The sequence below is a fragment of the Pirellulaceae bacterium genome (assembly GCA_029243025.1).
In the GTDB taxonomy this organism is placed as follows: domain Bacteria; phylum Planctomycetota; class Planctomycetia; order Pirellulales; family Pirellulaceae.
Map to the genome: position 1 here is coordinate 1 of JAQWSU010000010.1, position 12075 is coordinate 12075.

Here is a 12075-nt window from a genome sequence, read left to right on the forward strand (position 1 = left end):
CGCACGTTGCTCATAAAGCTGGTTAACGCGCTAGCTGAATTACTCAACCGCCAGAATTTATTCCCCTCCATCGGATGGAGGCGATTGCAAGCAGCGTTCTCATCGGTTCCCCCTCGTCCCGTTGAAGTGTGTAGCACGTCCACCAGTACAGCAGGATTCCGCAAAGCTGTCCAACAGAATCGCTCAGGTACCACCTACTGAAATGGTACCTGAAATGGTTGTTTTGACGCCCTACCCGCAGAGCCTCGTTTTGAGCCTTGTATAGTAGGTCTAGCGGGTTTTCAATCTTCCTGAAATAGTGGATTTAGACCGTGAGCTCAACCAACATACTTTGGTAGTTGCTGCCAACCTGCGGATCGCCGCTTCGCAATCAGCGGACAATCGTGTTCGGTCGTAAGGATTCGTTTATGACCAACTACCTTGCGAACGATGTGAGGCTTCGACAATCGAAGAAACAGAGTTCGGACTGGTGGCCACCTGGCTTCGTGACAAATAGGCAGAAGATCCATCGGTCGGTATCTGGCTTTCACGCCACGACGGTGCATCGTGGCCCCAGCGCGATATTCATGACACGCGCTGGGGAAGTCACTCATCCCACAGCTGCGATAAGCTATGAAGCCCGACGGCGCACCCAAGCCACGGCAAACAATCCAATCAAGCTCAATAGCACGCCACTGGGTTCGGGGACAGCGTTGACCGCGGCGCCCTTGGGCGGCAGCTCGAATCCTCCTGCCGTGAATGCAATCACAAAGTCACCGCTATTGAAATCCAAATCGCCGTTCCAATCACCGTCACCCCAAGTTGAATTACCTTCTACCGCATCTTCGTATTTACCAATGGTGAAGACAGCAACGAAATCTCCCGAGTCAAAAACACCGTCGAGATTCGAATCGCCCACATAACTATTGGCAAGCTCTTCAATCCAAAAGATGCGATCGTCCTGGTTAACCACCCCATCGCTGTTCACATCAAAAGTTACATCGTCACCACCGGACAGTACCTTAATGGTCAACAGATCCATATCGGCGGCCGTTAGAACACCATCGTTGTCAAAGTCACCTGGAACCACGCCAGCATTCGACGTCAAAGTGTAGTCGTCAGCACCAAGTTGACCGGTCACTGAAAAATGCGCACTGAAATCTGCGCCATCAACCCCACTCTTTCCATTCGACTGCAACACACCACGATCCCAAAGCGCTTCGTACGTAATCGGATCATCAATTCCCTCCCAGACCCCATCCTCATCCACGTAGGCAAATACGATGCCGGATTCATCGACGGTGATCGAACCAGGCCCGGTGAAATTAATGGCGTAGGTTGGCTGATCGACCTCCTCGGTGTAATGGTTTGTGAATACCAGATCAGCTGAGATCGGTGCTTCGGTAGCAGCTGGCATATCACCACCTGTCAAATCAATCATTCCGTCGTCGATCGTCAAAATCACCTCCGTCCCATTGGCAGCGACATCCGCCCAAGCCCCAAACCACAATTCACCCTCATTTTCTAAGCGACCGCCGTTGGTAATGAAGACATGGGTCTGCTGATAATCAAGCTCCGACTCGGGCTCATTAAACCGATCATTACCCTGCCATGATCCGAAAATTAGCGCTCCCCCTCCTTCATCAGCAACCGCGCCGACACGTCGAAGTGTACCGCCATCGAGCGTCAGTACGGAAAGATCTAATTCCGTCCATCGATTCTCTGTCCAATCATCATTGGCGGATTGCGTCCAAACAGCCCCATTCGAAATGGTTAACGTGCTTCCTTGGAACATTTCGAAATCTTTCTGGAAATCATCGGCATGATAAGTGACCACCGAATCGGCACCACTGATGATAATATTCTCCATCTCATCTTCATTGACCGTGCTGCCCCACCCATCCGATCCATCGAGCACTCCTGTGAGTTCGATAATCTCATTGCCGCCATTCCAATTCAAATCTTCCCAACTACCTTCTCCTCCATCCCAAACAATGTCGATGGCCAACACCGGCGTACTAATCATCAACAAAACCAACAATGAAAACGACTGTTTGATGCATATCATGGAAAACCTCTCTCGAACAAAATATCGGGACTGCAGTTTCTGTAGCCAGTTGTACCAACTCATTTTCATATGAGAACCATTGCGTAAAAATAAATCCTACAAACAAACGCCTTCTGCTGAGAATTGTCGCCCCAAAGCCATCGTCTCACTCGCTAAACTAGGCAACAAACTCAAGTCCGCGGTGAATCCGATGACAAACCAGTAACCTGCCTGCCCCCCGATACTGAAAAGCACCGCGACATTATGTCGAAAGAAATTCCAGAAATTTGCACTTCGATCGATGTGGCTCGAATGCTCAAGAGAGATAAGATTAGGACAGATCCATGAAATTCCCAGCTCATTCACTTGATTCACAACGCTACACGGAAACATTTGAAGTGTTTGTGAATCGCTCCCATGAATATGACGCCGTCATCGATCAGTTGGTAAACGTCACTGGCTGTTGCCCGCCAAACTACAGCTGCCTGGACATCGGCGCTGGAACGGGCAAAGTGATCCTCGATTGGCAATCCCGGGGTACTCCCCTGCCCCAGCGATATGTCGCGATCGAACCCTTTGCCGACCATATTCGTTCGCTGCGTGACACATTAACTGATCTGGAAGTTGAAAGTGAATTGATCGAAGCCAAATTCACCCCTGACTTTCGGATCACCGAACGCTTCGACCTGATCGTTTTGTCACACTCCTGTTACTGGTTAACGAACCCCATTCAATGCCTATTGAATGCTGACAAACAACTGAATGCGAATGGTAAACTCATCGCGATTCTGCAGAGTCCGATTGGTGGATATCCTTTCTTCCAGCTGTTCAATCCCTATCTGGATCGCGATACGCCCATTGGTCCGGACCATGGCTTCTCGAGCTTTGAACTTGTCAACGGACTTCGTGAGGCAGGACTGGATCCAATCCTTGACATCGAATCATCCTGGATGGACCTAACGGGACTCTTTACCGAGGATGCGACAAGGGAACGGGACGAATTCATCTCCTTCCTGCTTCAAGTCGAGTTTTCGAAAATCTCAGAGCCTCTCAAATCTGACGCTGTGACTTACCTCCGGGGTGCTTGTATAGAAATTGACAGCAAGCTTGTCTGGCATCATCCCACCGCTTCCGTTCAATTGAACGCAACGAAGCCTTTCTAACCGCCTGAGCAAGCTACGAAGAGTGAGGCAAAAATTTCCTTTCGAATCATCGGCTGCCCGGAATGTGCGAGCAGGCGATATTTTCAGCGAGAAACCAAAGTCAAACGTTGCTTAAGCTGAATACGGTATTGGTCTAAGCAACCGATTACACAAAATCTTCAACCAGTCGACCGATTTTCCTGCGAAAACTCGATAAACTACGTGCTGGCGGAAATTTATTCGCAGGATTGAACGGCCATTTCGAGGGGAGCCGTATGTCATCAACCATGCTATGGCAACGATTGATTTTTGTTTTTGCGATTGGGTTGAGCCTAACCATTTGTCAAATCTCGAGTGGTTTAGATGAATCGGTAATCGCAATCAACGGACAGGCGAGTCGGGAATTACTTGGCGACGGCACGAATGTCGTGGTTGGGGTGATTGATTCCGGAATTGACGACACCAATGCAGCGTTCACTCAGCCGGATAGCCTGGGGCGACAACGTCTCGTCGCCGAAAAAAATTTCGTGACGACGGAACCCGATAACACGGGTCATGGTGTCCACTCGCATGGCACGGCAGTGGCAGGTATCATCCTCTCGCGCGACCCAAAATACACCGGACTCGCACCGGATGCACGCTTCTTAAACGCGCGCGCACTCGACGCTCGCAATCGATTTTCCAGTGCACAATGGGTGGAAAACGCAGCTGCTTGGGCAATTAATAACAACGCAGACATTTTGAACCTAAGTTTGAACCTATTTGGCACCTCGAGCTGGAGTTCAAGTGGAGATCCTCGAATGGATAGGATACTTGATTGGGCAGCGTATTCGAAAGATCACGCGGTTAGCTCTGCCATTTGTGTTGGCAATATCCACGATGGAGCGAACGGAAAAACCACGCCACGTTCACCCGCAGGAAGCTTCAACGGTATCATCGTAGGACATACCGTAGGACAGCCGCGCAATGATTACGATCAGGTCCATCACGATAGCGCATTCGGCCCCACCTCTGATAACCGCATGAAACCCGACATCGTTGCACCAGGCAAAGGCATCACGACAACTACGAGTGACTCGGAGTCCTTCAGCAGTTGGACCGGCTGTAGTTTTGCCACCCCGCATGTGGCTGGTGTATTAACCCAATTGACGGACTACGGAAAAGCTAACTCATTGAGCACATCGCCAGCAGTTCTGAAAGCGAACCTGCTAAACAGTGCTGATAAGAATGTGAGAAATCGAGCGATCGAGCCATGGGCCCCCGGTCAAGCAACAGTAACCGACGGCGTATGGGAGACCCATTCGCCCCTGAATCCGGAGACGGGGGCAGGCCGAGTGGACGCACTGGCTGCCGCACACCAGTACCGAAGTGGACGTCAATCGCCAGGCATGGTAGAGCTCACCGGTTGGAACTCAAGCACTGTCAGCGGTGAAGGACACGAAGCGTACGAGCTTGACATCAATCCGGGTGAAGCAACCCGTTTGACAACGACCCTGACCTGGCTTCGACACGTTGAACGGATCAAACCTCCACGGGGCAACGTTTCGTTCCAGCCCAGCGATGCTTTGGACAATCTCGACCTTCAGCTATTTCGCGATAACAATCTCATCGCGCAATCCATCAGCATGGTTGACAACGTTGAGCATATCCATTGGACGGTTGACGAACCTGGTCGCTACCAGATTCGAGTCACTCGCAAAGAAAAACCGGACACAGGAATTGACGAAGAATACAGTCTCGCCTGGCGAGTCACCGGTTTGCCGGGTGATTTCGATGCAGACGGACGGTTACTTGCCCATGACATCGATCAATTAACTGAGCAAGTCAGTTCGAATTCAAACGACCCTTTTTATGATCTGAATCAGGATGGCATGGTTGATCAACGCGACCGACGGGTTTGGGTAGAAGAGCTTGCTGGGACTTACTTTGGGGACGCAAATCTAAATCAAGTCTTCGACACTTCCGATCTGGTTCTCGTATCCCAGAGTGGGGAATTTGAGGATGGCCTGCTCAACAACTCGACTTGGCAAACGGGTGACTGGAATGGAGACGCCGAGTTCGACACGGCCGACTTCGTAGCCGCTTTTCAACACGGCGGGTATGAGACAGGACCGCGACTCGCCACTCACTCGGTTCCCGAACCCAATTCAGTGATTTTGCTTTGCATCGCCGCAGCCTGTGTCTGCCAGGTTCTCCGCAAACCTATTCGAGGCCTTCATTGAATCGTTACCAGCGACAAACCACTGGCACAAGTCAACGGTCGCGATTTCGATAATGTCATCACGAATGATTCGATGGTGAGGAAGCATCGTCAGTCGCTCCGCCCTCAGATTCCGCCGTGAAGCCCGTACAATCCAAAACAGGCTGGGGGGGATACTTCGCGAAACGATCGTCCGAAAAAGCCAGCCGACAGAGTAGAAATCGGCTTCCGGTCCCAGAAACTACCGCGCGAAGATGCGAACATCGCTCACAAAGGCTCATGTAATTCTGACTCGACGTTAATAAAATAGATGAGAACCAACGCCTGACAGTGTATTTTAATAGTCGACTCATCGATACACTGTTTTTCAAGTGATGCTGATTATGGTTCGATTCTCAATTTTCGTTTTAATCTCTGTGGTCAGCCTTACATCTTCCGGCCAGGCGGAAGATTGGCAGCTGTCCAAAGTTCCGCACGTTTGGAAGTCGATGTCGAGTGGATCCGGGCAAACGCACTGGTGTCGCTGCGTTGTAAAATTGCCTGCGGCCTGGGCAGATCGACCAATCCAGTTGTTTGTAGAATCGGTCGATGATGCACGAGAAATCTTCGTCAATGGGGAATCAATCGGTCGATTAGGCAGCTTTCCTCCCGAATATCGTAGTGGCCTAGGACGTTCCGAACGATTCGCAGTTCCCCGCCGACTTCTATCGTTTGGGCAAGGCAATGTGATCGGGATTCGCGTCCACCAAAATCAATCGCGATCAGGTTTCAACGTGGCAGCTCCGGTTTTGTTTGCTGGTAACCAAGCAATTCGCCTCGTCGGCAACTGGGAATCAAAAACAGGAGACGATGCCCGCTGGAGTCAGATATCCGCCCGGCGGCAAATCGCCCCACAAGCGATTTTCTCAAAACCAGAGAATGCTGCTGACGTGACAGCACAACTGCGACGTCTCGACGACGAGGTAGGCGCCCTCGATCCATCAAAAAGTCTTGCGAAGATCAGCCATCCCACCGATCTGGAAGTTGACTTAGCCCTCAGCGAACCCGAAGTCCTCCAACCCTTGTCATTCAAATGGGATCAACGAGGGCGGCTCTGGGTCAATCAGTATCTCCAGTATCCCGATCCGGCTGGTTTACGGATGGTCAGCCGTGACAAATTCCTGAGAACCGTCTACGACAAGATGCCTTTGCCGCCGCCTCATCACGAAAAAGGGCGAGACAAAATCACGATCCATGAAGACACGACGGGGGACGGTGTCTTTGACTCGAGTAAGACGTTCATTGACGGGTTGAATATGGTCACTTCCTTCGCCATCGGACGTGGTGGCGTTTGGGTGCTGAATCCACCTTACCTGTTGTTTTATGCAGATAGTAACCAAGATGATTTACCCGACGGTGCGCCCGAAGTCTGCTTGGAAGGATTCGGTTTGGAGGATTCGCATTCGTTGGTGAACAATCTAAGATGGGGTCCGGATGGCTGGCTCTACGCGGCACAAGGCAGCACCGTCTCGGGACGAGTCAAGCGTTACGGAAGTGAAGATCCCGCGACAAATTCCATGGGACAATTAATTTGGCGTTATCACCCGGAACTACGTCGTTACGAAGTGTTTGCCGAGGGTGGCGGCAACGCATTTGGAGTCGAAATCGATCGCAAAGGACGAATTTTTTCAGGGCACAATGGCCAAAACACACGAGGATTTCATTACCCTCAGGGAGGTTACTTGCAAAAGGGGTTCGGAAAACACGGTCAGCTTTCCAATCCTTACACGTTCGGCTATCTCGGCCCCATGCAACACCATAAAGCTCCAAGATTCTCTCACGCTTTTGTCATTTATGAATCGACAGCCTTGCCGGCTAACTATCAAGGACAACTGTTCGCAGTCTCTCCTCTTCACGGACGTGTTGTTAAAAGCCAAGTCGGCGAACGCGGATCCACTTTCCAAACGAAAGACCAAGGCTATCTTTTTGAAAGCAGTGATTCCTGGTGCCGGCCGATCGATATCCAGGTCGGTCCCGACGGCTGTGTCTACGTCGCTGACTTCTATGAGCAACGAATCGATCACGCAAGTCATTACCAAGGGCGGGTTGATCGAACAAGTGGACGCATTTATCGTATTCGTTCCGCTTCGGAATACTCACCGGTACATTTTGACGCGACCGTTTCAAACGCCCAATTAATGAGCTGGCAGGAGCATCCCAATCGCTGGTATCGTCAAACGGCCTTGCGTTTGTTCGGTGATCGAAAAGATATCTCTCTGATCCCGCAACTCATTTCCAGATTGCGCAACCACACCGGCCAATTGGCTCTGGAGTCACTTTGGGCCATTAATCTCACTGCAGGATTAAGTGATGAACTGGCCATTGAGGCGATGCAACATGAGGACCCCTATGTACGACTGTGGGCAACTCGACTTGTTTGCGATGATGGCCAGATTTCCCCGGCTCTGGTCAAACAACTCATCCGACTTGCCCAGCACGACCCCAGCTTACACGTGCGTTGCCAGCTTGCCTGTTCCGCGCGCCGGCTTCCTGCAGATTCCTGCCTGGCGATTGTACGTCAACTGCTGACACGGTCAGAAGATCTTGATGATCCGCAACAACCGTTGCTTATCTGGTGGGCAATCGAAGACAAAGCCGATTCAGCCGAGATCGCCAAGCTGTTCAACCATGCCGAAGTCTGGGATTTACCCGTCGTCAGCAGAGATGTAATCTCGAAAATCATGCGTCGCTACGCACAAGAAGGAACGCGTGATTCGCTGCAGCGTTGCGCTGCGTTATTGCGTGCAGCACCGTCGCCTGAACATGCAAAATCACTGCTAGATGGGTTCGAACAGGCGTACCAGGGTCGCGACTTGCAGGGCATTCCCCCCGATCTTTCCAAGGCCATTATTGCGGCCGGAGGCGGTTCGCTGGAACTCCGCCTTCGCCAAGGAGACAGATCCGCATTTCAAGAGGCACTCGCTCAAATACAGGACGAAAATTCCCCCAGCGGGTTACGTGTCCAATTGATTAATGTGCTGGGAGAGTTACGCCGAAAGCCGGCTCAACAAATCTTACTCGATCGCCTTGCCCACGACTCCGACAACAACGTGCGGAATGCGATTTTGGCTGCCCTCCAGGCGTTTGATGAAAGCACGATCGCGACATCCATCTTGCACCTGTACCCCGAATTTCCCTCACCGCTGCAGAAAACGGCGCTTACCACTTTAGCGAGTCGGGAGCATTGGGCGGAACGATTGATAACTGAAGTAGAAGCCAAGCGGATTGCATCCGCAAACGTGCCGGCAGCAACCATTGGAAATCTCTGGCTGCATCGAAATAAAAATCTACAGCAACGCCTGCGCAACATCTGGGGAAACATCCCTGGAGCCACCACGGATGAAATGAGAACACAAATCGAACAGATCACTCATCTGATCAAAACCGGATCTGGGGTACCGAACCACGGGAAACCTCTCTTCATCAAACATTGCGGAAAATGTCATCGACTTTTTGAAGATGGCGGGGACATCGGACCCAATTTGACCCAGCATGACCGTTTAGATCTGAGACAAATGATCGTAAACATCGTCAATCCAAGTCTTGCGTTGCGAGAAGGATTTGAAAGTCACGTCATCCTGACAACAGATGGTCGCACGATCAACGGACTGATGGTGGATCAAGATAATCAAGTCCTCGTGATCAAAAACCATCAGGGGCAAAAACAAGTCATCCCACGATCCGAGGTGGACGATCTGTTCAAATCAGCTCGCTCACTAATGCCCACCGACACTCTCACCCCACTGACAGACCAGCAAGTCCGTGATCTGTTTGCTTACTTGCGATCCTCCCAACCCCTGCCCTGATCGGAAGCGACGAATGACGGCCGCACTTTCACTGGAATTCCCACTGCCACAATGAACCGATTCGACTTTGATTTGCAGTCGCTCGGGCAAGCCGTTAAGCTTTCGCAGGTCTTGGCAAACCATGTGAAAACGGGCCGCGAACCGAGATTCAATTCGAAACATACAGCAATTCCACTTCCCCCCAAAGGTGCGTGCCAATCATGACTAGAACTCTGAGCCGACAAGCGTATCAGCAAGTATCCAGAGTTCTTATGGTGGGCGCACTCTATCTCAGTGTATCGGTCGCCTGGAACGTGACATGCACAGCCGAAGAAACGGAGAATCGTTCGATTCAAGTCGTCATCTGGGACGAGCAACAACCCTCCCAAAAACGTGCTTATCAGATTTTCTTGGGTGAATACCTTCGCGATTATCTCATCCGTCGCCCAGGCCTCGACGTTCAATTAGTCACAATTGACCATCCCGAGAAGGGACTCAGCAAAGAGGTCTTAGATCAGTGTGATGTGCTTGTTTGGTGGGGGCACGTCCGCAACGGTGAAGTTTCGGTCGATGAAGCAAAACCGATTGTCGATCGCATCAAGCAGGGAAAGCTCGGCCTGCTCGCTTTGCATTCAGCTCATTGGGCGACGCCATTTGTCTGGGCGATGCACGAGCGAGCAAAACAGGACGCGATCCAAGCTTTACCCGTTTCAGAACGCAACGATGCTCAAATAAAATTTATCGGCCAGATCGAGCGCAAAGCGCCCCCGCGTTCGGCCTCATTGACACCCCAAGTGAACTCGACCACAAAAGAAGATGGCTCGACCATCATTCGCATGACGAGACCCAACTGCTGCTTTCCCGCCTACAAGAATCACGGTTTGAGTAGCCAGATCACGACACGATTACCGAATCACCCAATTGCGGCTGGGATTCCCACAAAATTCACGTTGAAACATACCGAAATGTATGACGAACCGTTTCACGTACCGACTCCCGACCAAGTCATCTTCGAAGAACGATGGGAGGCGGGTCAATTCTTCCGTAGCGGGTCCGTCTGGAAAGTGGGCCAAGGCGAAGTATTCTATTTTCGTCCTGGACACGAAACCCATGCGGTCTACACCGAAGCCATTCCACGACAGATTGTGGAAAATGCAATTCGCTGGCTCGGACGAGACAAATAGAGGGTCCGCGCTGGGACGGGCCCCGAGGTCGACCTAGGTGTCAGCCGCCAACAAACTGGCTAACGTTTCCTTTTGGACGATTTGTTTCTGCGCCAAACGCAACCGATCGGTCAATGCGGATCGATTCACCATTTGCTGATCGACCATTTCATACCCCACCTGAATCAGCTCTGCCGCAGAAACTTGATCGGGCGCCCTCGCGAGGGCGTAGGCAGGCTTGCTGCCAGCCACCTCATGGAGAATTCGCCTTTTGGTCAATTGCTCGGCCATTTCTTCGACCAACCCCTTCGGCAACGAGGTTGCATCAACGAGATCATCCACGGTGGAACTCTCCCCGGCCTCAAACTTGCGGGCCACGGTTTCAGTCAGCAAGACCACGGTGGTCGGCTCGACCACCATCGCAAATGATGAAAGTGGTCCGTGAACGGCAAAACGCCCGCCATGCATCGCCTGCGTGATTGCCGATACTTCGAGACCAAAAAGAACGACGAGCCACATCAAATAAACCCAGAACATGAAAAGGGGCACCAGCCCCAACGAACCGTACAACTGACTAATGGAAAGCGCATTCTGCAGATACGCACCGAAAGTTCGCTTCCCAATCTCAAGCAGCACGGCAGCTACTAAGGCTCCCATGAACGCAGCCTTGAATTTCACCTGAGTGTTGGGGAGCGCCAAATAAACAAGCAACATCACGATCCATAGAATGAACAGGCTCCAAATCAGGCTCGTCAGCGATGACACCCAACCCCAAACTTCAATCCGCGCGAAAGACGCATCAATTCGATTGTTCAAGTAAGCCCCTAACACCAACACGAGTGGACCAACGGTCAACATGAACCAATACATCGGCACGCGCCGCGTCCAGGGACGTCCACGCTGGACGCGGTAGATGGTATTAAAACTATTTTCAACGGAAACAACCAAGCCAATTGCCGCATAGATGGTCACCAGTACTCCCACCCATCCAATCGCCGCAACATTGACTTGACTCGCCTCTTGAAAGCGTTGTTGAAGCCAAACGTCAAGATTTTCGGATGCAACACCTGTTCCCAACCGAGGCACGACGCGGACATCCGTCAACCCGGCTGCAGCGAGCAGATGGTTTAGTGGTTCAACAAACCAACTTTCCATTCCCATGGCTTTGACTACAACGGTTGCCACCACCATCACCGGCAGCAGACTGAAGAGAGTTCGAAAAGCTAGTTCACCCGCCATTTGCGGAGCTCGATCGTAATTCAGCTGCAACAATCCACAGCGACCAAGATCATACAGGTAACGAGCCGTCCGCTGCCAACGATCCAATTCATCACGAGGCTGACTGATCGCTTGCCTCAATCGCTCGATCATCAGGTTGATGAATTTCCGCATTCCGAATCCCTCTCGATAAATTGGACTTCTACCACAACGCCGATCGACGCCACTACAGATTATTAAGTCTGAGCTGATTTCTGCGAAGACCGACTTCGGTGAAAACCGAGCGGCGATCCACCAATCGGGAAAATACTCTCCATCGCTAGTCTATGTTCTGATTTGAGTCGATTGAACCGTTTTTGCTCTCGCCCACCTCATGACCATGAAAAGGGTCGCTCCCTAGCCCCACCGTCCTGCATGACCGCCTTGATCAGCACCGATACATTCAGCACCGAGCATTATGGATCCTGGTTGAGTAGAGCCTGAACTTTTAATTCCAACAGGT

General features: G+C 51.5%; 7 protein-coding genes. 5 read left to right on the forward strand and 2 right to left on the reverse strand.

Translation table 11 applies throughout. The features are described 5' to 3' along the window. The coding region (locus P8N76_04840; GenBank protein MDG2380978.1) for a hypothetical protein at positions 1-201 on the forward strand (201 nt) is incomplete at its 5' end. Positions 202-610: 409 nt separating this feature from the next. On the opposite strand, the gene P8N76_04845 is transcribed toward P8N76_04840, so the two are convergent. Beyond that, entirely contained in the window at positions 611-2047 is a 1437-nt protein-coding gene (locus P8N76_04845; GenBank protein ID MDG2380979.1) for a PEP-CTERM sorting domain-containing protein, read from the reverse strand. A gap of 323 nt (positions 2048-2370) precedes the next feature. Here P8N76_04845 and P8N76_04850 point away from each other — a divergent pair, with 323 nt between their 5' ends. The 4 genes from P8N76_04850 to P8N76_04865 all read left to right on the forward strand — a co-directional run bounded on the left by P8N76_04850 (position 2371) and on the right by P8N76_04865 (position 10376). Then, positions 2371-3189 carry a class I SAM-dependent methyltransferase gene (locus P8N76_04850; protein ID MDG2380980.1) on the forward strand — a complete coding sequence of 273 codons (819 nt, stop codon included), beginning with the start codon at positions 2371-2373 and terminating at the stop codon, positions 3187-3189. A gap of 254 nt (positions 3190-3443) precedes the next feature. Continuing rightward, on the forward strand, positions 3444-5390 hold the full coding sequence (locus tag P8N76_04855) for a S8 family serine peptidase (GenBank protein ID MDG2380981.1): 1947 nt from the start codon (positions 3444-3446) through the stop codon (positions 5388-5390). Between the two features lie 466 nt (positions 5391-5856). Then, complete coding sequence (locus P8N76_04860; GenBank protein MDG2380982.1) at positions 5857-9213, forward strand: c-type cytochrome; 3357 nt, start codon at positions 5857-5859, stop codon at positions 9211-9213. 200 nt (positions 9214-9413) lie between these two features. Then, entirely contained in the window at positions 9414-10376 is a 963-nt protein-coding gene (locus P8N76_04865; GenBank protein ID MDG2380983.1) for a ThuA domain-containing protein, read from the forward strand. Between the two features lie 33 nt (positions 10377-10409). Here the strand turns inward: P8N76_04865 and P8N76_04870 are convergent, their stop codons facing one another. Next, positions 10410-11747: a YihY/virulence factor BrkB family protein gene (locus P8N76_04870; GenBank protein MDG2380984.1), complete on the reverse strand. Its 1338-nt coding sequence runs from the start codon at positions 11745-11747 to the stop codon at positions 10410-10412. Between the last annotated feature and the right edge of the window lie 328 nt (positions 11748-12075).